At 40.3% G+C, this 19,702-nt stretch carries 22 protein-coding genes; 12 read left to right on the top strand and 10 right to left on the bottom strand.

Features of this window, described 5'->3' with window-relative positions:
• The first annotated feature begins 193 nt into the window (after positions 1–193).
• Together L4C37_RS02135 and L4C37_RS02130 are read left to right on the top strand one after the other, a co-directional pair.
• Positions 194–1,342: a mannitol-1-phosphate 5-dehydrogenase gene (locus L4C37_RS02135; RefSeq protein WP_429767739.1), complete on the top strand. Its 1,149-nt coding sequence runs from the start codon at positions 194–196 to the stop codon at positions 1,340–1,342.
• Between the two features lie 50 nt (positions 1,343–1,392).
• A complete protein-coding gene (locus L4C37_RS02130; RefSeq protein WP_429767738.1) occupies positions 1,393–1,929 on the top strand; it encodes an MltR family transcriptional regulator in 537 nt (178 codons plus the stop codon).
• 188 nt (positions 1,930–2,117) lie between these two features.
• On the opposite strand, the gene L4C37_RS02125 is transcribed toward L4C37_RS02130, so the two are convergent.
• Positions 2,118–2,516: a DUF2061 domain-containing protein gene (locus L4C37_RS02125; RefSeq protein WP_137371729.1), complete on the bottom strand. Its 399-nt coding sequence runs from the start codon at positions 2,514–2,516 to the stop codon at positions 2,118–2,120.
• A 313-nt stretch (positions 2,517–2,829) separates the two neighbouring features.
• Positions 2,830–3,630 (bottom strand): glucosamine-6-phosphate deaminase, encoded by an 801-nt coding sequence (gene nagB, locus L4C37_RS02120; RefSeq protein WP_137371728.1) that lies wholly within the window; start codon positions 3,628–3,630, stop codon positions 2,830–2,832.
• Positions 3,631–4,027: 397 nt separating this feature from the next.
• Between nagB and L4C37_RS02115 the strand changes: the two genes are divergently transcribed.
• Positions 4,028–4,285 carry a DUF3081 family protein gene (locus tag L4C37_RS02115; protein ID WP_137371727.1) on the top strand — a complete coding sequence of 86 codons (258 nt, stop codon included), beginning with the start codon at positions 4,028–4,030 and terminating at the stop codon, positions 4,283–4,285.
• 135 nt (positions 4,286–4,420) lie between these two features.
• Here L4C37_RS02115 and L4C37_RS02110 read toward each other — a convergent pair whose 3' ends face one another.
• The gene (locus tag L4C37_RS02110) at positions 4,421–4,777 is read right to left on the bottom strand and encodes a MaoP family protein (protein ID WP_137371726.1); all 357 of its coding nucleotides are present in this window, start codon (positions 4,775–4,777) and stop codon (positions 4,421–4,423) included.
• A 276-nt stretch (positions 4,778–5,053) separates the two neighbouring features.
• On the opposite strand from L4C37_RS02110, the gene L4C37_RS02105 reads away from it, so the two are divergent.
• Positions 5,054–5,944, top strand: coding sequence for a LysR family transcriptional regulator (locus L4C37_RS02105; protein WP_137371725.1), 891 nt, complete (start codon positions 5,054–5,056; stop codon positions 5,942–5,944).
• Between the two features lie 224 nt (positions 5,945–6,168).
• On the opposite strand, the gene L4C37_RS02100 is transcribed toward L4C37_RS02105, so the two are convergent.
• Positions 6,169–6,372, bottom strand: coding sequence for a hypothetical protein (locus L4C37_RS02100; RefSeq protein WP_137371724.1), 204 nt, complete (start codon positions 6,370–6,372; stop codon positions 6,169–6,171).
• Between the two features lie 223 nt (positions 6,373–6,595).
• Here L4C37_RS02100 and L4C37_RS02095 point away from each other — a divergent pair, with 223 nt between their 5' ends.
• Together L4C37_RS02095 and L4C37_RS02090 are read left to right on the top strand one after the other, a co-directional pair.
• Positions 6,596–8,065, top strand: coding sequence for a DNA-3-methyladenine glycosylase 2 family protein (locus L4C37_RS02095; RefSeq protein WP_429767737.1), 1,470 nt, complete (start codon positions 6,596–6,598; stop codon positions 8,063–8,065).
• 91 nt (positions 8,066–8,156) lie between these two features.
• Complete coding sequence (locus tag L4C37_RS02090) at positions 8,157–8,630, top strand: methylated-DNA--[protein]-cysteine S-methyltransferase (protein WP_429767736.1); 474 nt, start codon at positions 8,157–8,159, stop codon at positions 8,628–8,630.
• 166 nt (positions 8,631–8,796) lie between these two features.
• Here the strand turns inward: L4C37_RS02090 and nhaD are convergent, their stop codons facing one another.
• Together nhaD and L4C37_RS02080 are read right to left on the bottom strand one after the other, a co-directional pair.
• Positions 8,797–10,260 carry a sodium:proton antiporter NhaD gene (nhaD, locus tag L4C37_RS02085; protein ID WP_273297476.1) on the bottom strand — a complete coding sequence of 488 codons (1,464 nt, stop codon included), beginning with the start codon at positions 10,258–10,260 and terminating at the stop codon, positions 8,797–8,799.
• A 180-nt stretch (positions 10,261–10,440) separates the two neighbouring features.
• Positions 10,441–10,611 carry a hypothetical protein gene (locus tag L4C37_RS02080; protein WP_167493977.1) on the bottom strand — a complete coding sequence of 57 codons (171 nt, stop codon included), beginning with the start codon at positions 10,609–10,611 and terminating at the stop codon, positions 10,441–10,443.
• 478 nt (positions 10,612–11,089) lie between these two features.
• On the opposite strand from L4C37_RS02080, the gene L4C37_RS02075 reads away from it, so the two are divergent.
• The 4 genes from L4C37_RS02075 (at position 11,090) to L4C37_RS02060 (ending at position 14,057) form a co-directional block, all read left to right on the top strand.
• Positions 11,090–11,827 carry a nucleoside recognition domain-containing protein gene (locus tag L4C37_RS02075; RefSeq protein WP_429767735.1) on the top strand — a complete coding sequence of 246 codons (738 nt, stop codon included), beginning with the start codon at positions 11,090–11,092 and terminating at the stop codon, positions 11,825–11,827.
• Positions 11,827–12,294, top strand: a complete 468-nt coding sequence (locus tag L4C37_RS02070) for a YjiG family protein (protein ID WP_137371719.1) — start codon at positions 11,827–11,829, stop codon at positions 12,292–12,294. The genes L4C37_RS02075 and L4C37_RS02070 overlap by 1 nt, the downstream gene beginning before the upstream one ends.
• 807 nt (positions 12,295–13,101) lie before the next feature.
• Positions 13,102–13,488 carry an MAPEG family protein gene (locus tag L4C37_RS02065; protein ID WP_429767734.1) on the top strand — a complete coding sequence of 129 codons (387 nt, stop codon included), beginning with the start codon at positions 13,102–13,104 and terminating at the stop codon, positions 13,486–13,488.
• An 8-nt stretch (positions 13,489–13,496) separates the two neighbouring features.
• Positions 13,497–14,057, top strand: a complete 561-nt coding sequence (locus L4C37_RS02060) for a DNA mismatch repair protein (RefSeq protein WP_273297261.1) — start codon at positions 13,497–13,499, stop codon at positions 14,055–14,057.
• 100 nt (positions 14,058–14,157) lie between these two features.
• Here L4C37_RS02060 and L4C37_RS02055 read toward each other — a convergent pair whose 3' ends face one another.
• From L4C37_RS02055 to L4C37_RS02045, 3 genes are all read right to left on the bottom strand, one after another.
• Positions 14,158–14,805 carry an START domain-containing protein gene (locus tag L4C37_RS02055; RefSeq protein WP_137371716.1) on the bottom strand — a complete coding sequence of 216 codons (648 nt, stop codon included), beginning with the start codon at positions 14,803–14,805 and terminating at the stop codon, positions 14,158–14,160.
• 90 nt (positions 14,806–14,895) lie between these two features.
• On the bottom strand, positions 14,896–15,939 hold the full coding sequence (locus L4C37_RS02050) for an acyltransferase (RefSeq protein ID WP_429767733.1): 1,044 nt from the start codon (positions 15,937–15,939) through the stop codon (positions 14,896–14,898).
• Positions 15,940–16,111: 172 nt separating this feature from the next.
• Positions 16,112–17,068: an AEC family transporter gene (locus L4C37_RS02045; RefSeq protein ID WP_137371714.1), complete on the bottom strand. Its 957-nt coding sequence runs from the start codon at positions 17,066–17,068 to the stop codon at positions 16,112–16,114.
• Between the two features lie 271 nt (positions 17,069–17,339).
• Here L4C37_RS02045 and L4C37_RS02040 point away from each other — a divergent pair, with 271 nt between their 5' ends.
• Both L4C37_RS02040 and L4C37_RS02035 read left to right on the top strand, forming a co-directional pair.
• Entirely contained in the window at positions 17,340–17,927 is a 588-nt protein-coding gene (locus tag L4C37_RS02040) for a TetR/AcrR family transcriptional regulator (protein WP_137371713.1), read from the top strand.
• 95 nt (positions 17,928–18,022) lie between these two features.
• On the top strand, positions 18,023–18,871 hold the full coding sequence (locus L4C37_RS02035; protein WP_429767732.1) for an alpha/beta hydrolase: 849 nt from the start codon (positions 18,023–18,025) through the stop codon (positions 18,869–18,871).
• A gap of 146 nt (positions 18,872–19,017) precedes the next feature.
• Here L4C37_RS02035 and L4C37_RS02030 read toward each other — a convergent pair whose 3' ends face one another.
• The gene (locus L4C37_RS02030; protein ID WP_167493979.1) at positions 19,018–19,629 is read right to left on the bottom strand and encodes a DUF2913 family protein; all 612 of its coding nucleotides are present in this window, start codon (positions 19,627–19,629) and stop codon (positions 19,018–19,020) included.
• Positions 19,630–19,702 lie beyond the last annotated feature (73 nt).

The raw sequence follows: 19,702 nt of genomic DNA, 5'->3' as shown, positions 1-19,702 counted from the left end.
AGGCTCCCGAGTGAAGAGACCAGTGTCCCCCCCACTGGTCTCATTTTGGGCCTAAATTGATTTTTATAGAGTGGTTACTTCAGCTAGTTAACCGCCATTCAGTCTGGATAGCTGACTGCTTAATGCCACGAGATTGATGGCATGTTGTTGAGTCGTTATCTATGTAGATTCAATCTTTATAAGGTTTAAAATTATGAAAGCGTTACATTTTGGTGCAGGTAACATCGGTCGCGGTTTTATTGGTAAATTACTAGCAGATGCAGGCATCGCAGTAACATTCGCAGACGTAAATGAAACGGTTGTGAATGCACTAATTGAACGTAATGAGTACCCAGTAAAAATCGTTGGTGAAGAGTGCGTTGTCGAAGTGGTTAAAAATGTTACTGCGGTTAATTCAGCAACTGGTGCCGTCGTGGACAGCATTGCAGAGTCTGATTTAGTTACGACAGCGGTTGGACCTACGGTTCTGAAAATCATTTCAAAATCGATTGCTCAAGGTATCGAGAAGCGTGCTGCAGCAAACAATACGTCACCAATGAACATCATTGCTGCTGAAAACATGGTTCGTGGTACGAGCCAATTAAAAGCTGCCGTTTTAGAGCACCTTTCTGATGAAATGAAAGTGTTCACTGAAGCACACATTGGTTTTGTTGATTCAGCAGTAGACCGTATTGTACCGCCTGCAGAAGCGGGTGAAACCGATCCCCTAGCAGTAACCGTTGAAACATTCAGCGAGTGGATTGTTGACCAAACTCAATTCAAAGGTGAGATCCCAAACATCCCTGGAATGGAATGCACAGATAACCTAATGGCGTTTGTTGAGCGTAAGCTGTTTACTCTTAATACTGGTCACTTAATCACGGCTTACCAAGGTGTATTAGCCGGTCATGAAACGATTAAAGATGCGATTGAAGATGATGTAATTCGCGCAGAAGTGACGGCAGCAATGGAAGAGAGTGGCGCAGTATTGATTAAGCGTTACGGTTTTGACCCAGAAGCGCATGCCGCTTACATTCAAAAAATCCTAGGTCGTTTTGCGAACCCGTTCTTACGTGATGAAGTAGATAGAGTTGGTCGTCAGCCAATTCGTAAATTGAGCCCTCAAGATCGTTTAATCAAGCCATTAAATGGTACTCTAGAATACAACCTTCCGAATGGGCACCTCTTGAACGGTATTGCAGCTGCATTCCTTTACAAGAATGAAGATGACCCTCAAGCGGTTGAACTTCAAGCAATGTTTGCTGAAAAAGGCTTCGTTGAGACATTAGCTCATTATTCTGAGCTGAATAGTGACTCAGAAGTTGTTAAACTAGCAGAACAAGCTTACTTAGCCTTGAAATGATAGTTCACCAAAGTGCCACGAACGTGGCATTTTTCCATTATAGAGCCGCTATGCCAATACAACCGAGCCATGAAACTGAATTATTAGAAGCGCTATCTGAAGCCGATAGCGCTTCTGAGTGTTTGTTTGCAGCTTATGATGCGCTGGATGATACTGTGGATGCTTTGTTGCACAACATCTTCCATAAGGATGATTACGCAGTTAAATTTGTTGTGGAGCCTCTACTGAGCAACGATGGTCCGCTTGGTGACATTATGGTGAGAGGGAAACTTCTGCTAGGTTTAGGGGTAATCAGTAAAGAAGTGTATGACGACATTGAAATTTTTGTCACACTAAAAGAGTGGGCAAAAATACAAGATAACAATGTGAGCTTCACTGAAGTCGATGTGTTGTTTGAATTGAATAGAGTCAATGCAATCCAGAAAATTATGCCTATCGATTACGACGAAGACCTAGTGAAAACCATGTCAGGACCTATGCTGGAAATGTTCTTAGGTCGACACCATCAGAAAGTTCAGTCAACCATTGTGTTGGCGATTACCGATATAGTAAACCTGCTTTGCAGAGAGAATGCTTTGACCTCTTAATCGATATACCTGAACTTAGCTTTTGTCTTAGAACTAAGTTCTCCATTTGGTATTCTATTTCACCAATTTTAGCCAAGAAACTATTCAATTGAGGCATCTCACTCTAATCTTATTGTGTATTGAATGACTGCCTCAATTTATTGATAATTCAAATTTGCATTCAGTTTTAATTTAATGAATGTATAGAGCTACGCACAAACCATCCCATTGCTAGCAAACCCCTTCTCTTGCTTTCTTTTAAGCCATACTTTTTCATGGAAAAAATACGCGACTGAATTAATTGCAGGTTCAATAGTTGCCATCAGTCCACCAATAAAAGCATCGCCTGTTAATGCGTAAGTTACAGTAAATGCAACGCTAAAATGAATGACAGCAAAACTTGCGGTTTTTATTTGAGTCATTGATTCATGACGCTTCAGATAAGGTACTTTCTGCCATGCTTTTTCATGCAAGTAAAAGGCGACGGTATTAATGGATGGTTCTACCATGGCAATCAAACTGCCTAGTAAGAAGTCGCCTGTTAACGAAAAAGCGACCAAGGTTGCAATGGTAAAATGGATTGCTGCAAACGTTGCTGTCTTGATCATCGTACTATCCTCATAAATCATGCTCTGTGTCTATATGGATATTATTGATAATTATTCGCATTGGTTGAAGTGGGGAATTCCTATTAAGTTAATAGGTTTTTGCGATTGGATTGATGTCTATAATTTTGAAGAATTGAAAACGTATAATTATTGCCAGTAATAGGATGAAGCTATTTTCTTTCCCTACTGCTTTATAGATATAAAAAATCCGATATTGAGAGTTCAATATCGGATTTTTTTTCATAAACGTTTAACCATGATCTTAGATCTCGATTCAACGCTCATGCGAGAGGTGGTCTCAAGCCTAATAAAATTATAGGTCTTGGATGTTCTCAGCTTCTAGCTCTTGGAAGTAGCGTAAAGTCTTAACTTTAAGCTCTTGTTGAGCTGGCTCATCAGCAACGATGATAGCTTTACGGTGCATCTGTAGAGCAGTAACTGTCCACATGTGGTTTACAGAACCTTCGATAGCCATTTCAAGAGCTTGCGCTTTGTTGTGACCTACAGAAAGGATCATTACTTCTTCAGAGTCAAGAAGAGTAGCAACACCGATAGTTAGTGCGTATTTAGGAACTTGGTTGATGTCGCCATCGAAGAAACGAGAGTTCGCGATACGAGTATCTTCAGTCAATGTCTTGATACGAGTGCGAGAAGATAGAGAAGATCCTGGCTCGTTAAATGCGATGTGACCATCAATGCCTACGCCGCCCATGAACAAGTTGATTTTGCCGTAAGAACGGATTTTTTCTTCGTATGCTGCACAGTGAGCATCGATGTCGTCTGCTTGACCATCAAGAAGGTTGATGTTTTCAGCTTGGATATCGACATGGTTGAAGAAGTTCTCGTGCATGAAAGTACGGTAAGATTCTGGGTGGTTAGGATCAATGCCTACATACTCATCCATGTTGAATGTTACAACGTTTTTGAAGCTTACTTCGCCAGCCTTGTACAGTTCAATTAGCTCAGCGTAAGTAGTTAAAGGAGTACTACCTGTAGGAAGGCCTAGAACAAACGGACGCTCAGCAGTTGGAGCGAATTTGTTGATAGAATCTGCGATGTGACGTGCAGCCCATTTACCTACTTTTGCTTTGTTGCTTAATGGAATCAGTCTCATTGATGTAGCCCCTAGATATAATAAATTTTAGTATTCTGAAACATTAATTCGCATTATAAAATAAGTTGATGTGATCTGCTATTGTTTTAAGTCAAATTTTTACAAATTAGCGTGGTAGATGTGCGAATTAGCTCAAAACTTAATCTGTCTATATATGGATAATTGGCAGAGTTAAAGAAGAATTAATGAATAATAAATGGTCGATATATCTATTTGCCAATACAAGCTTCAAACCTATACTTAAGCAAACATTGCTATAGTCAAATATAGCTTCAGTAAAATGTTATTCCCGTAAACAGAGCTTCAAAAAACAGAGCTTCATAAAAATTGCTTAAAAAGAAAACACGGCTTCAGTGAAATGATTCATCAATGAAGATAGCGGAGTGAATAGTCAACTATGGTTTACAAGATTAGCCCGAAAGAAATTTTTCAAGCTCATTCCCTAATTATGCATCTAGGCAAGGACACTGCTCTTGGTAAAATGTATGAAGGTGTTGAAAGTAGCTGGAATGAAGATAAAAAAGAAATCCGTATGAGAACGGAAGGGGCGCAATTAAAAGTAAAAGACCTAAAACGCTATCATATTGATTATGCCAATGAAGATAAAAAAAACCGACTATTCGAAAAGCTGCACAAAATACTAGAAGAGCATTAACCTGGTTGGAATTTCAAATTACGCGGTAAGACAAATCGCTCAATATTGTATGGTTTTTGCTTTTCTACTATGCAAGGACAAGGCTAGAAATGAAGTGCCCGCTTTATTTTGGTAAAGCAGGCACTAGCAAAGAGCTTAATCTTCTTCTAAAACGAGGTCATTCTCGTACTCTTCCCTAAAGCTGCCAGCGCGCTTGCAACCATTCAAAGTATGAAAACGTCGACGTCCGCGAGCGAGCCTGATGTACTTAAGCCACACTTGCTCTAATTTTGACTTAGCTTTATGCGGATGAGCTAATACTCTTAAAAAATGTTTTTCTTCAGAGTTGGTAGGTAGCAGCTCCCCAGTCTCAAGCGCAAGCATAGTATCGCCAAACAAGGTTAGGATTTCTTCTTCTACAAGAGTAAAATCGCCTGACTTGGCAAAACCTCGTGGGAATTTATTGGTGTCATAAAAACGTTTTTTTCCGTGTCGGAATTCAGTCTCAGACATATCAGCCTCAATATATGGTTAGATATAATATAGTTAGATAGAAAATTGTGTGTTTGTTCACGTAAAAACTAAGCTTTGTATAAGTAACTGCTGTTTACACAAAATAGTTGTTTACATGCCGCTATTGTTCGCATGAAATGATGCCTCACGAGAAAGCAATAGTGGTTCACGCGAAAATATTGTCAAAAGGCAAAAATGAAAAACAAAACGTTTTTACCTTTACGATAAACAATCCTAGATCGGCTATTTAGCAGATTTATTACAGAGATGTATTTGATGGATGTGAAAGTATTTAGAACCTTTCTTGAGGTTGCTAGAGTGCGACATTTTGGTCGTGCTGCAGAAAATTTGTACCTGACTCAAGCGGCAGTAAGTGCACGTATCAAACAGCTAGAAAGCTACTTTGACACTCAGCTTTTTATTCGTGACCGTAATAACATTAAGCTCACTTCTTCTGGTGAGCGTTTGATCGGTTACGCGGAAGTGATGGTCACCACTTTGCAGCAGGCAAAATTTGAGTTGTCTTTAGAAAGTGGAAAAGCACTTCAATTAACGTTGGGCGGAACCCCTAATATTTGGGATGCGTACTTACAAAATTGTTTAAGTGTGGTGACTGACTCATTCGGTGGGTATGGTTTCATGGCTGAAGTGATGGGGCGAGAGCAACTGAATAGAAATTTGCTGGAACGCACTTTAGATATGGCGTTTGCTTTCGACCAAATTAAAGCAGAAGAACTAAATTGTAAGAAAGTGGCTGATCTAGTTTTAGTGTTGGTGTCGACAAAGCCTGACAACTTGGAATCTGTATTCGAACATAAATACGTGTATGTCGATTGGGGCACCCGTTTTGGTTCTGAACACGCTGAGCGTCACCCTAAAGTACCCGCACCTTACCTACGTACTTCAACTGCTCGTATTGCTTTAGATTTTATTTTAGAAAAAGGTGGCAGTGCCTATTTACCAGCATCTTTAGTTGAGCCATTTATAGCTTCTGGTCAGCTCTATAAAGTGACGGGTGTAGAAGATTGGTATCGTCCAATTTACTTAAGCTACCGTAAGAGCAGTACTTCTGTAGAGGCGATAGTGCAAGTTGAAGAGCTGGTGAAAGAGATAGACCCTTCTACAGCTTATACGTTACAACAAGCTGCAGAGCCAGCCACAGATTAGAGGTGAAAGTATCCTTAGTGGGCTTACCGCCAAAATAAGCCAGTCTAAGAATACTATTGCTTTGAATACGAAAATGGCTCCTGTCGGTAGGAGCCATTTTTTATACCTGAAATTTCTTATTCGAATTCATTTCGAGCTAATGAACTTTATGATTAAAAAGCTTCCGGACTAATGAACTATAGTCTGGGTGATTTGTGCCCTATTGGACTTACACATTAGCGAAATTAAAGGTTCATTAGGTTTTCTAGCGACTCTTCTAATGAGTGAGATTGATAAGAGTAAATTTGATGCCCATCGCTTGCATCGATTTGAATTTGAGAAATTCCGTTATCACCCAAGCTTTCTAGGTGGAGGAGAGATTGCTCAACTGACTGGCAGGTAAGCACTTTATGGTTTTTTAAAACAATTCTGCAAGTGTGTAGATTCATAGCCAATATCCTTGTGAATAAGCGTGTCTTCGCATCTTTTTGTGCAAAGTACCCACTTCCTGACGGTGTTAGAAATAAATTTATGACTAAGTAAAAATAGTTAACTAATCCCAAAAAATACAATTTTTCTTTAAAGCTACCGATTATTCAGTTCCGAAAGTGGCTAGTGTTTAGGTGGAATAACGATACACTTTCTATCAACAGTGTTTAGTAGAGCTTCACCATGACGCAAACAATTCATGACTATAGCGACCTCACTAATGAGCAATGCAGTCTAGCTAGGCATGCTAGAGATGCACGTTTTGATGGGGTATTTTTTATAGCGGTTAAAACGACGGGAATATTCTGCAGGCCCATATGCCCAGCTAATCCGCCAAAAGAGCAGAATGTTGAATATTATACCAATCCAGCTCAGGCATTGAAGGCTGGCTATCGTCCTTGTTTACGCTGCCGTCCTGATAGTGCGCCTTCATCATTTGCTTGGAAAGGTGTTGAAACGACCTTTCTACGTGCCCTAAAGTTGATAGACGCTGGCAGCTTAAGCTCTGGCAGTACGGTTGAACTATCAGAACGGTTAGGTATTTCAGACCGATATTTAAGGCAGCTATTTGACACCTATTTGGGTGTATCCCCTAAACAATATGCCCAATACTTACAGCTCATGTTTGCTAAACAATTGTTGCACAACAGCCAAATGAGTATTACTGATATTGGTTTTGCCAGCGGCTTTAATAGTACCCGTCGTTTTAATGATGCTTTTAGTAAAACGCTGCAACTATCCCCCACACAAGTGAGAAAATCTAAGCCTATGGAAAGCGTATCAAACCATATTCAATTGGGGTTTCGTCACCCATTAAATTGGCAGCATATGCTGAATTTTTATCGCGTGAGGCAGATAGCTGGTGTCGAGCTGATTGGAGAAAATGACTACCAGCGTACAGTGGTCATTAATGGTGTTAAAGGTTGGTTTAAAGCGACTTTAATTAAAGACAACACACTCGATATTGAATTTCAACTCAGTGATATTAGCCAGCTGAGAAGTTTGACTTCGTCCATAAGAAGAATGTTCGATTTAGATGTCGACATTTCAAAAATTGAAGCCTTTTTTAAATCCATTGATCCGCAGTTAGTTCGACAAAGTGGGATTAGAATTCCTGGTGTATTGAGTACATGGGAGGCTGGTGTTCGTGCCATTTTAGGGCAACAAGTATCAGTCAAAGCTGCGATTGGTCAATTGAATCTCTTGGTTGAAGAACTATCAGTTAATGGTTTAGCCGTTAATCAATCATCAGCACCTAGTGAACTCTCAAGTACGAGTGATCAAGCTTATGAACAAAGTAAAGGTAATGAGGGAGATAAAACTGATGAATGTCTTTTTTTTCCTACTCCGGAACAGGTCTCTGCTGCTGACCTGAGCTTTTTACGAATGCCTAACAGCCGAAAAGAAACTTTAAAGCGATTTGCGGAATACATGGTTGAAAATGACCATGAACACCCAAGCAAATGGATAGCATTGAAGGGGATTGGTCCTTGGACGATTCAATATGCTTTGCTACGTGGGTTAGGTGAGCCCAATCATTTATTATCTGGGGACCTTGTGGTTAAGAAATTTATTGAGAATAAACCAAACATTACTCCAGACAGTGTGTCCCCTTGGGGAAGTTACGCCACTTTCCATTGTTGGAATCAGTAGTGCTTGTATTTTTAATACCTTGTTTGAATCTATAACGCCTAGTTTGAATTTTATTACCTGGCTTGAATAGCGATTGAAAGAGAATACGAAAATGAATCGATTCACATATTACCAAAGCCCATTGGGGCAAATGACTCTACAAGCCAACGATGATGGTTTATTGGGTGCTTGGTTTGAAGTTCATACGACTCAACCTGAAGAGCTCGGAATTAGAGATGATTCGTTCCCTGCGCTACTGCAAACCATTCTTGAACTTAGCCAATATTATTCGGGTGAGAAGGTAGAGTTTACTGTGCCTATTGCCGCGAAGGGAACGGAATTTCAGTTGTCGGTTTGGCAAGCATTGTTAGCGATCCCTTATGGTGAGACATGGAGCTACCAACAAATTGCAGATTTCATTGGAAACCCAAAAGCAGTGCGTGCTGTCGGGTTAGCAAATGGAAAGAATCCGGTTTCCGTTATTGTGCCGTGTCACCGAGTGATAGGGAAGAATGGTAAGTTAACGGGTTATGCTGGTGGAGTAGAGACAAAGCAAAAGCTTCTGGAATTAGAGAAAGCGATCTAAACGCTAATTTAAGAATAAAAATAGTTCGATTTGGAGAGCACTAAGCCGCTTACTGATGAATAAGCGGCTTTTTAATTCGTGATAAAAGTAATTGCTACTCGTACTTTGGTTATTTAGCCAAGCTCAGATTTGGATAGCTGTGGCAAGGTATTGCATCAAACAGAACTTAACTAAACAGTGCTTGGTTCAACATAAGGTGTATTACGATACTTGCCGCATAACCAATTGCAATCACCGGCATCCATTTTAAATGCCCAAAAAACGTGTACTTACCATGTGCCGCGCCCATAAGTGCTACGCCAGCAGCACTACCTATTGAAAGTAAGCTTCCGCCCACACCTGCGGTCAACGTTACTAATAGCCAGTTACCCATCGACATTTCAGGTTCCATTGAAAGCACTGCAAACATCACCGGAATATTATCGACAATAGCCGAAAGTACGCCTATCGCAACATTAGCCCAAATCGGATCCCACTGGTTATACATGATCCCTGAAGCCAACTCTAAGTAACCCAGTAAGCTTAATCCTCCCACGCACATAACCACACCATAGAAGAATAAAAGCGTGTCCCATTCGGCATGGGATACTCGTCTAAATACGTCAAATGGCACAACGGAACCTAATTTTCTTAATGCTCCCTCATCATGGTTAGCAATGGCGAGTGCTTTCTTTTTCGCTAAAGAGTTCGGCAAAGAGGTTCTTAGGTAATAGCCAAAGAATTGCAGATAGGCGAGCCCCATCATCATTCCCATTACAGGAGGGAAGTGAAGTACTGCATGGAATGCTACTGCTGTCGCAATTGTGAATATAAATAACAGAACAATACGTTTAGCACCGCGTTTTAGCTCGACATGCTGATGAACCGTATCAGGCTGATCTTTTGGAAGGAAGAAAGACATGATCAACGCTGGAACTAAATAATTAATAACGGAGGGTAAAAATAGTGGCATAAATTGAGAAAAACTGACGTGCCCAGCCTGCCATACCATCAGGGTGGTTATATCACCGAATGGGCTAAAAGCACCACCAGCATTGGCTGCAATAACGATATTAACGCAAGCAATGTTGACAAAGCGAGTGTTGGAGCCTGCGACCTTTAAGACCACTGCACACATCAATAAAGCGGTGGTTAGGTTGTCGGCAATAGGGGAAATAAAAAAAGCCAGAAAGCCGGTTAACCAAAATAGGGACCTAAAGTCGAAGCCTTTTCCAACCATCCAAGCTTGTAAGCCATCAAATAACCTACGCTCTTCCATCGCACTTATGTAAGTCATCGCCACGAGTAAGAAAAGTAAAAGCTCAGCGTATTCCAATAAATTATGCTCAAGTGCTTGCTGTGCGACTTCAGTAAGGTCGTGCTCTTTATAGACAAAACCAATGATGATCCAAATTAAACCTGCAGCAAGCAATACAGGTTTTGACTTGCGAAGTTTTAAGTACTCCTCAAGCATGACAACCGTGTAGGCAATGGTGAAAATGACTAACGATAGATAACCATAAAAAGATTGAGTCAGATTGAGCGCTGATCCTGCGGATGATATGGCTGTAGTGGGTGTTATTGATGAAGCAACAGCCAACGATGAAACGAAACAAGATGAGAGAAGAACCGTTAGCTGAATGCCTTTCATATACGCTCCAAGTTAATAGGGAATTAACACGCGTAAAAATAGTAGACGTAAATCAAAGGGCTAAGTGTGATTGATATCGAAAATAAGCCGATAAGCTGAAATGAAAAAGCTCCACCATAAATTGGAGGAGCTTAGGAAGATAAGCTTAATTGTTCAGGAACCTAAAGAAGTCATACCGCTTTAAGCTGCGTTCTGATCGACTTCTATAGGCATATCTGCCGAGCAAACCTCCACAGGCCAGCCATATGATTCATATTCGGCGGCAAGTTTAAGCGCGACAATACGAGATACGGTTGCTGAGATCCATTTACCGCAGCCCATTACTTGATACTTGATTGTGTTCATTTCCATAGCAGTTGTCGCCTTTCTTAATACTATTATTTGAGCGCGATTTTATATAATGCCTGAAATAGGGTATTTCGTATTGGGCTCAAATACTTCTTGTATGAGCTCAGTACCTAAGCTGTAGTCTATTGGCTATATACCGTATGGAATTTGCATTTTAATTGTTACTTTTTTATTTATTAAGTTGTTGATTTTTAATTATTATTGTAATGGTTGTAAATTTCAGTGTGAGAGATCTCTTACACTAACAAAGGATATTTGATATTGATAATGTATTGATTCAATACTAGTTATTAGTTCTATTTATCTGTGATTTTATGGTTGTAAATTTCCAAATTAACTCGAAATCACAGTTTTATATATTAATTTGTCTAAGTTGTATGACTTTATCATCTTGTTGATTTTGGTCATAAGAAGGTGGTCTGATCTCTAGCACAATGCATAAGTGTTCTGTTCCACATAAACAAGATGTATAGAGGTTTTTATGACTAACCCTGTTAAGTCCGATCGTAAAGTTACCATCGGTTGTTATATTGCGTTGGCGTTTGCTGTCGTATTTTTTTCTGGACTAATGAAATCAAATGAATGGTATGGAGTGTTTGATTTCACTACGTTGAATGGTTCATTTGGTCAGGTCGCTTATGATGTCAGTGAAACGGCGGATGGTGTGCAAGCGGCGACGACTTCTCTGCGTGGTAATGGCGGTAGTGGTGCCCGTGATGGTTTCATTTTTGCTTTAACTTTGATTCCTACAGTCATGTTCGCGTTAGGTATGATAAACGTACTTGAGCATTATGGTGCACTTGAAGCTGCCCGTAAGCTTCTTACTCCTCTTCTTCGACCACTAATGGGTATTCCAGGAAATTCTGGTTTAGCGCTTATAGCCTCATTGCAAAGTACCGATGCAGGTGCCGCAATGACTCGTCAACTCAAAGATGAAGGCCACCTAACGAAACGTGAAACGGATATTTTTACCATGTTTCAGTTTACCGCAGGTGCTGCCATTGTGAATTTCTTCTCTTCTGGTGCGGTGTTATTCACGTTAACTGCAATTGATGGGTCTTTAGCGGTGACTTCTTCTATTGGTTTAGCAGTAGTGGTGATGTTTGTATTCAAATTTGTAGGTGCAAACATATTCCGTATTTACCTCAATATTACGGAAGGTAAAGAAGATAAATCTCAGCTAAAGAAAGATGAGAAACTGACAGAGGAGACAGCATAATGAGCGATGTTAAAGCGAAAAAGCCTATGGTGACCGATATCTTTGTAGAAGGTGCGAAGAAAGGGTGGGTGATAGCCACAACTTCTACTGTACCAAATGTGCTTATGGCTTTTGTGATAATTAAAGCGCTGCAGATTACAGGTGCCCTTGAGCTTATGGGGAACGTATTTGCACCTATTATGGCTGTCTTCGGTCTACCTGGAGAAGCTGCTGCGGTTTTGATTGGTGCTTGGATGTCGATGGGAGGCGCAGTTGGTGTTGTTATTACGTTATTTGACCAAGGGATCTTGAATGGTGACCATATTGCGATTCTTGCGCCTGCCATTTACCTTATGGGCTCTCAAGTTCAGTATATGGGTCGTATAATGGGGCCGATTGGAACGGAAGGTCGTTATATCCCAGTGATGATAGCGATATCAGTATTGAATGCTTTTGGTGCCATGTTCTTAATGAACATCATATTGTAGAGCAGCCTTGTATCTAATTAGATATGGATATTAGCTTCTTAGAATAGATGCTAGGTAATAAGCTGCTTAAAATAGAAAACCCCGCTTGGCTTTCACCAAACGGGGTCTATTCTTTTTGTAGCTATCCTGCTACTGACGCTGTTACTTATTCTTCAATAAGGTAACGTATGCTCCCTGCATCGTTCCTTGAACTGGTTAAATCCGTTAACCTTTCCTATCCATCGCCATCCTAGCGGTGTCCTTTAAGCCTATCTTCCTGACTAGCAACTCTTTCCTAGAGCATTACATCCTTGCTGATAACTCGTCCTAAGCCATCAAATCTTCATCCTGAAGATACTTAATCCGTTAGGGTTTGTCCTGTTCCTGCCAACATCCTGTCGACCCATTAATTAAACACTCTATTGAAGTTCTTCACAATGGTTAAAAAATAACAAAAATATGCACTTGGTTGTTTATTGTGATTATTAACATTTATGTATCAATTGGTTAGAGGCTAACTCAACAAAAGGATCACGGTAAGAAAGCGTCATATCCTACATGCCGTGTGCGAGATCTCTTACAAATCTAATTATAACCCTTTGTTGCCTCATCTAAAGATCATGCCGATTTAGATGAAAAATGGGCTGTGATAACTCTACTTGTTCAATTAAAGAGAATAAAAATCAGATCAGCATTAGCGGTGAACCATATATTAATGAATAGAGTCGTGACTTAAGTAACACTGTTTAAGTTAGTGATAACTTAAATTTGCTGATCGACGGTGAGTTGGCTAGATTGACCAAAGAAATGAATTAATTAGGAAATATTATGGTAACGGCACTTTATGCATCTTTACTCACCGTGTTAATGATTTGGCTAGCATTTGAAGTGATTAAGCAAAGAAAGTTGAATCAAATTGCGCATGCCGATGGTGGTATAGAATCATTGCAAATTGCGCGATCGGCACAAAGTAATGCCATGGACTACATTCCTATCACTGTAATTCTTATGGGGCTGTTAGAGATGAATGGCGCTAATGTATGGTTTATTCATGCAACAGGCTTGGTATTTATTATAGGGCGTATTATCCATGCAAAAGGGATTCTTGGGCGCAGCCTCACCGGGCGTAAAAAAGGCATGATCATGACGCTTTTAAGCATGGTGAGTTTGATTGTTCTAAACTTGGTTTACTTACCTTTTGATAAAATGTTTTAGGGAATTTTATGGCATTACGCCTTCCGCCTGCATGGATGATTGTTTTATCTGGGTTAGTTCTGAACATTATGGCGATTGTGCTATCTAGTTTGGTTTTAGATGAATTAGTCTCTGAACAGGCGGCGTTTGGGGAGAAAAAAAGCAGCAATATATATTCGATACAACTGGCTTGGAATTCGATTGAAACATTAGAGCGCAAGCGTGAGTCGATTTTACTGCATTTAGATAGATCCCCCGTTCATCCTCCTAACTCTCCTTCTTCTCTTTATTCTTCTCCTGTAAGAGCTTCTGCATTGAGCGATGCGTTACGGGGACAACTCTCGGTTTGGGTTGGTGGTAACGTACCGGCTATTGAGATTTCCAATCTTTCTGAAATCATGATGCTGATCAACACAGCCCAACAAGCAGAACGAACAAGAATAGATGATTTCTATCTAGAGAATTTAGGGCTTTCCGAAACGATGCAGCTGTTGGAAGATAAAATGGCGTTTTACAAAAATATTGCCTTGTTTCTACAAATTTTCGGATTAGCTTTAATTCTAGCAAGAGACCTTGCCCGTAAGTCCTAGCTGGCGGCTAACTATTTATTAGCTATTAGCTGCTTACGGCTAGAAAGCCTTTTATATTCTTTGCCTCTCCATTCTTCCTTTAGCTGTGCTCCCACCATCATCACTCTATAGTTACCTTTTCTTTTGGTAAATTAGGATGTTGTTTGTTTTGATATTTGGGCAATTGTTCTTTTAGCCCTTTAAAGGTCGATAGTGCGCCTGAAACAGATAGTTTGTTCGACAGCCAGTCTGGTAATGCTCCGCCGGGATCGGCATAAGCGGTGTAGGTGATGTGCGTTGTGCCATTATCTAAAGGTTGTAAAACCCATTGGGCTTTAACACCAAGAATTCGAATATAGCTGGGTTGTAAGGGTAGGTAGCTTGATGCGTCTTTGATGGTGAGAACAAACTGACCATCTTCGATTTGGTATCGAGAGTAGGTCACCATATCTCTATCTTTTGCTGGCCAAGGAGCGAGAAACTGAGTATAGACAATATTTTCATTTGCCGATATTTGCTGGAGAACATAACTGTTTTCGACATTATCAATCCATTTAGGCACATTTTTACTGTCTTCTAATAATAATAGAAAGCCGGAGTAACTGGTTTGAGCAAAGGTTTGTGCCCGTATTTCAATTAGTCCGTCTGTATGATGACGTTTGTGTAATGTAATTCCGTTTTCGCTTGTTTCAAACAGCCATGGTAGGGGAGTTTGAGCAAAAGCCGGTAAGCAGAAAAAGCATAAAAGCAACAGTGGGTTAGCGGTCATATTAATCCATCAATAAAAAGCTATACCGATTCAGTTTACATCAAAATCGGTAATAGCTTTTATGTGAAGGCTAATAAATATGATGATTGATTAGCGAAGTAACCATGTCTTCGTAGGTGTTTTTTCAATTGCTGCGATTAATAAAAAGCTGATGATTAATGTTGCTGGGTACACAAGTAGATCTTTAGCGATCCCTTGTATTTCAAATACGCCTGCGATATTGAACATAAGGATCACCACCAATAAATGGCTAACGTATATGCCTAGCATTCGGCTTGAAATCGAGTTTACCCACGTAGATTGTCCGAAGTTAGGATTAGCAAGCAACCACATAAAAATACCAGTGCCCCATAAGGCGGTTCCAAATAAGAAATCATGGGTGTTGAATGGGCTATTTACAAATGTCAGAGCATAAGCTTCTGAAAAGTGGATGAGCATTCCGATGATAACCATCAGAATGGCTTGACGAGATGATAGGCTCCAATGATTCTCTCTTGCGGAGAATCCAATAACCACCATTAACGTACTAAAAAAGGGTCCATTGCGAGTGAAGAATGGTGAAGGCAATTCAGTTATGTTGACGTAACTTCCAGCCAATACACCATAAATATAGAGCCCTATCGCGATAGGAAGTACAAACTTACCTAACTTCATATCTAACAAAATCGTGATGATAAGCACGGCACATATCAAAGCTGGTAAGAACCACAAATGAACCAAGCCACCTTCCATCAATGAATTCAGCGGGTTCGACATGAGGTACCCCCAGTAGCCTTCACGTTCGCCCAAATAACCATGCTCAATAACATTTTGAATATTAAACGGGGTAGCTAAACAAATGATGCTCCATACCACCCACACTTTCAGCAATGGTTTGGAGTAGGAGGTGAGAGTTTGCCAAGGAGATTGAGCGAGTTTAGGTTGAATTAGGTAACCCGCAATCAAGAAAAATAGAGGTACAGCAAATCGAGATGCTTGGTTCAGTACATAACCCACCCAAGGAATGCCATCCACTTGCCAATAGGTAAGAGCCATTTGGCAATGTAAGCCAATAATGGCAAATATTGCGATTACGCGTCCAAATTCAAGGCTCGCAATTTTTTGACGAGTTGGCGATAAGGAGGATACTGACATAATTTTTCTCAATATAAATAAGGCGGAAATTTCCCTTGTGAATCAGGAGTTCGTTGGGGAAACAAAGCTAGAATATGAGTTAAAAGTTATCAGTATTTCTTCTTTAGTTGTTGGTTTAAATCATGGTTTAGGCGCTTGGGAGTGCGATATCACTCCCAATTTGTAAATGAGATCAAATCAAATTAGCCGTAGATAAAATAAAGATACCGACAGTACAGGTGATAAGAGATACCGAGGTAGTGAGTGCAATAATATTGGCCGCTAAGGTCGAATTCCCCCCCATGGCTCTTGCCATTACATAGCTGGCTGCAGCGGTTGGAGCGGCGCTCATCAAGAAGATTAACCCTAGGTCTAATCCCTTGAACCCAAAGGCCAAAGCTCCAAGGGTAATGGCTAATGGAGAAAGGATCAGTTTGTAGCCAGTAGCAAACCAAGTCGGTCCTTTATCATGTTTTAGTGAGCGAATATCCAGTGACCCACCAGTACATAAAAGAGCAAGTGGCAAGGTCATATTGGCAAAGTACTGACCTGCGTCAGCGACCATTTTGGGGACGGGTATTGATAACGAATAAAACAGAACTCCACAGGCTATCGATATAATTAAAGGGTTACGTGTGAGTGTTTTGATGATCAACTGAATGGCTTTTCCGCCAGACTCTTCGCCCTTAGGTGTTAAGGCTATGACGGCTTGAATATTGTAAAGCACCGTTGTTGAAGCCACGTAAATCGCAGCAAGCGCAACGCCTTCATTTCCATATATATTAGCCACGTAAGCTAGGGCAATAATGGCGGTGTTTGCTCTAAATCCCCCCTGAACAATCACCCCTCTGTCTCTAGGATCTTTTATCGCCAGTTTAGTTGTGAATATGGTGAATAGAAAAAAGAGAAAGTTAGCGATTAATCCGTAAATAACCAGCTTCGCGCTTGCTGAAAAGTCATGATTAGATTGAACAATACTGAGGAATAACATGGCAGGTAAAGTGACTTGGAAGACAACTTTTGAGGCAACATCAATAAAATTTTCATTAATCAAACCGACTCGTTTCAGTATGACTCCCAAGACTAGCATTAAGCAGATAGGACCGGTTATAGAGGCTGAAAAAGCAAACTGCTCCCATAAAGATGTCATGAATATTCCTTATAAATGAATTGGTGGCTAACTTAAATTCAATCCAATGAGTTATGCGGCTTAATGCTTAATGACAAGGCTAAAATTAAGTACCTTGCCACTACTTAGTGCTCAGTTTTTGTATGAATACTGTCGCATTTTTCCACAATTTAGACTTTCAACAAAGTAATTTGGGTATTGAGGTAAAGAAAATTTGCAAAAAAGTACGAACGTGCTAAAAATAACATCATTAAGAATAAAGTGACCGGATGAGCAATAGTTTTGGTGAATGATGAGTAAGGGTAAAATAACTAAAGAATACATTTTGAGCTGTGCATTTGAGTTAGCTAGTGAGAATGGTTTAGAAAGTTTAACCATTGGTGAGCTGGCAAAAAAATGTGGCATGTCGAAAAGTGGTCTTTTTGCTCACTTTAACTCAAAAGAAAACTTACAAGTGTCGGTTTTAGAGTATTCAAACGCCATTTTTACCCAGCGTGTTATTGCCCCCGCTCGTGTGCTAGGCGATACAGACATTGAAGCCAAGTTAAAGCAGTTATTAGAAAACTGGCTGGGCTGGAACCATTCGTTTCAAGGTAGTTGCATGTTTATTGATGCTTGGAAAGATGCTTCTAGTGAAAGCTCTCCTATTCAAAAGGCGTTGCAAGACACCATTGCTGTTTGGATTAAATATTTAACGATTCAAATTTCTAAGGCAATAGAAAGCAAACAGTTTCGAGCGGACTTAGATGCAAAACAAGCGACATTCGAACTTTATGGTTTGTATTTGAGTGCAAATTTATTCTATTCGCTTCAAGGTCAACAAGCGAGCCATCGCCACTTCTGGCAAGGGGTTGAACGCCTTATTGCCAGCTGGAAATAAAGCAGAACAAGCATAATAGGGAGGCATGTACTCCTTTTTTAGACTAATAAAAAGCACGGTCGTTCGTTTTGGGCGGTTGGCATAAGGACAGAGTCATGAGTGAAAAAATCTACTTTAATACTTCGAATAAATTCAGCTTTAAACGAAGCTTGATAGGCGCGACAACGAACCTGCATTATATTTTAGCGCCATCTCATGCCAAGAAAACGGCCCGAAAGTTGCTGCTTACGCCTGTGCGAACAGAAGCAAAAAATGCAGAGCCAAAAGGTTTAGTCAAAGCTGAAGTGGTTGGGCGTGATGGAGTCTTAAAAACCTACTCTCTTGGTTCTGGACCTACTTGGATATTGACTCACGGTTGGTCAGGTACTGCTAGCCAGTTTTACCCTTTGATGGAGCATATTGCTAAGCAAGGTTTCACTGCTCTTGCTTATGATCACCCTGCTCATGGCGGCAGTGACGGCGTTCATGGTCATATACCTGCTTTTGTTAATGGCTTGGAAGCGATTTTAGATTCAGCGGATGAAGTGGTGGGTTTAGTTGGGCATAGTATGGGAACAGCTTCAGCATTAGAGTGCAAACACGCAAAGCTTGAGAATAAACCGCTACTACTGATTGCTCCTGTATTGGACTATTTAGATAACCTATTTGGCAGCGTTGCGCGTTCAGGCTATTCCATGAAACTATTTGAAGCGGTGGTAGGGGAAGTTGAAGAGCAGTTTAACTACCCAATTCAATCTGTCGATCCATATGGCAAGTTAGCGCTACGGTCTTCTCGTACTATCATCGTTCATGATGAAAAAGACAAGTTCACGAAGTTTAGTGTGTCACAGCGTGCTGCGAATGAAATGGAAAAGGTCAACTTGGTTGCCACTCAAGGGCAAGGCCATGGGCGGGTAATGAAATGTCAGGAAGTGTTTGAGAGTTTCGATAATCTGATTAAATAAGGTCTACCTATTCCCTCTATTCTTATCTGCTCTTTTGCAAGGCAAGCAGCACGTATAAAGTAGGTTGGACAATGGGTTTGGCAGGAATGTAGCTAAGGGATTGAAACGAATGGCATGAGCCTATGCCATTCGTATATTGAGTTATTTTATTTAGCTACGTTTTTGATGAGATCGAAGCGCACAAAATTATCGTCTTCATATTTAACTTCATACGAAAAACGATTAAACATAAAGACGGAATTGAATACCTTGGTACGATCATACTTAGACAGTTTGCCTAAAAAACTGATTGTTGATTCAAGGTGACCTTCGGGCGAGAAGTGGCGATTCAAATCATCAGCCAGTACGCAAATGAAGTCTTTGCCACCTTTGTAATCAAGATCCACTTCGTTAGGTGAAGACAGCATGACTGTGCTGTTCAGTTCCCTTTCTATGGAACGAACCAGTAATAAGTATTCTTCTAAATCGGCAGCTTTCACTTCACTATGAAAGTTGATCACCTCTAAAAAAAGCACTTCTAAATTCACTTTTTGATTATTGGTTGCACTTAATAGTGACTTCAATTTTTTCTTTAAAAGTTTGTATTTAGATGTGGTCGACTGCTTTTTTAACCAAAGCTTTAAAAGCAGGTTTTTGTCATTTAGAGAAAGGGGTGATTTTTTTTCAAGCTGTTTGAATTCCAGGTGCAACAAAGCACTTAGAGATAGCTCTCTAAGTAGAAGGTGCGCTTGTTCTTCTTTAGATAATAGTGATTTCAAATCTTTCTTTATTCATGGTGCCGAGAGAGGGACTCGAACCCTCACACCCAAAGGCACTAGCACCTCATGCTAG

The sequence above is a fragment of the Vibrio kagoshimensis genome (assembly GCF_050337535.1).
Taxonomy (GTDB): Bacteria; Pseudomonadota; Gammaproteobacteria; order Enterobacterales; family Vibrionaceae; genus Vibrio; species Vibrio gallaecicus.
Note: the sequence above shows the minus strand (reverse complement) of the source record. Positions and strands in the feature narration are given on the sequence as shown.

What these genes read in the sequence shown, in the direction of transcription:
- L4C37_RS02135 (WP_429767739.1), top strand. Translation starts at nt 194, where the DNA reads ATGAAAGCGTTACATTTTGGTGCAGGTAACATCGGTCGCGGTTTTATT.
- L4C37_RS02130 (WP_429767738.1), top strand. Translation starts at nt 1,393, where the DNA reads ATGCCAATACAACCGAGCCATGAAACTGAATTATTAGAAGCGCTATCT.
- L4C37_RS02125 (WP_137371729.1), bottom strand. Translation starts at nt 2,516, where the DNA reads ATGATCAAGACAGCAACGTTTGCAGCAATCCATTTTACCATTGCAACC.
- nagB (WP_137371728.1), bottom strand. Translation starts at nt 3,630, where the DNA reads ATGAGACTGATTCCATTAAGCAACAAAGCAAAAGTAGGTAAATGGGCT.
- L4C37_RS02115 (WP_137371727.1), top strand. Translation starts at nt 4,028, where the DNA reads ATGGTTTACAAGATTAGCCCGAAAGAAATTTTTCAAGCTCATTCCCTA.
- L4C37_RS02110 (WP_137371726.1), bottom strand. Translation starts at nt 4,777, where the DNA reads ATGTCTGAGACTGAATTCCGACACGGAAAAAAACGTTTTTATGACACC.
- L4C37_RS02105 (WP_137371725.1), top strand. Translation starts at nt 5,054, where the DNA reads ATGGATGTGAAAGTATTTAGAACCTTTCTTGAGGTTGCTAGAGTGCGA.
- L4C37_RS02100 (WP_137371724.1), bottom strand. Translation starts at nt 6,372, where the DNA reads ATGAATCTACACACTTGCAGAATTGTTTTAAAAAACCATAAAGTGCTT.
- L4C37_RS02095 (WP_429767737.1), top strand. Translation starts at nt 6,596, where the DNA reads ATGACGCAAACAATTCATGACTATAGCGACCTCACTAATGAGCAATGC.
- L4C37_RS02090 (WP_429767736.1), top strand. Translation starts at nt 8,157, where the DNA reads ATGAATCGATTCACATATTACCAAAGCCCATTGGGGCAAATGACTCTA.
- nhaD (WP_273297476.1), bottom strand. Translation starts at nt 10,260, where the DNA reads ATGAAAGGCATTCAGCTAACGGTTCTTCTCTCATCTTGTTTCGTTTCA.
- L4C37_RS02080 (WP_167493977.1), bottom strand. Translation starts at nt 10,611, where the DNA reads ATGGAAATGAACACAATCAAGTATCAAGTAATGGGCTGCGGTAAATGG.
- L4C37_RS02075 (WP_429767735.1), top strand. Translation starts at nt 11,090, where the DNA reads ATGACTAACCCTGTTAAGTCCGATCGTAAAGTTACCATCGGTTGTTAT.
- L4C37_RS02070 (WP_137371719.1), top strand. Translation starts at nt 11,827, where the DNA reads ATGAGCGATGTTAAAGCGAAAAAGCCTATGGTGACCGATATCTTTGTA.
- L4C37_RS02065 (WP_429767734.1), top strand. Translation starts at nt 13,102, where the DNA reads ATGGTAACGGCACTTTATGCATCTTTACTCACCGTGTTAATGATTTGG.
- L4C37_RS02060 (WP_273297261.1), top strand. Translation starts at nt 13,497, where the DNA reads ATGGCATTACGCCTTCCGCCTGCATGGATGATTGTTTTATCTGGGTTA.
- L4C37_RS02055 (WP_137371716.1), bottom strand. Translation starts at nt 14,805, where the DNA reads ATGACCGCTAACCCACTGTTGCTTTTATGCTTTTTCTGCTTACCGGCT.
- L4C37_RS02050 (WP_429767733.1), bottom strand. Translation starts at nt 15,939, where the DNA reads ATGTCAGTATCCTCCTTATCGCCAACTCGTCAAAAAATTGCGAGCCTT.
- L4C37_RS02045 (WP_137371714.1), bottom strand. Translation starts at nt 17,068, where the DNA reads ATGACATCTTTATGGGAGCAGTTTGCTTTTTCAGCCTCTATAACCGGT.
- L4C37_RS02040 (WP_137371713.1), top strand. Translation starts at nt 17,340, where the DNA reads ATGAGTAAGGGTAAAATAACTAAAGAATACATTTTGAGCTGTGCATTT.
- L4C37_RS02035 (WP_429767732.1), top strand. Translation starts at nt 18,023, where the DNA reads ATGAGTGAAAAAATCTACTTTAATACTTCGAATAAATTCAGCTTTAAA.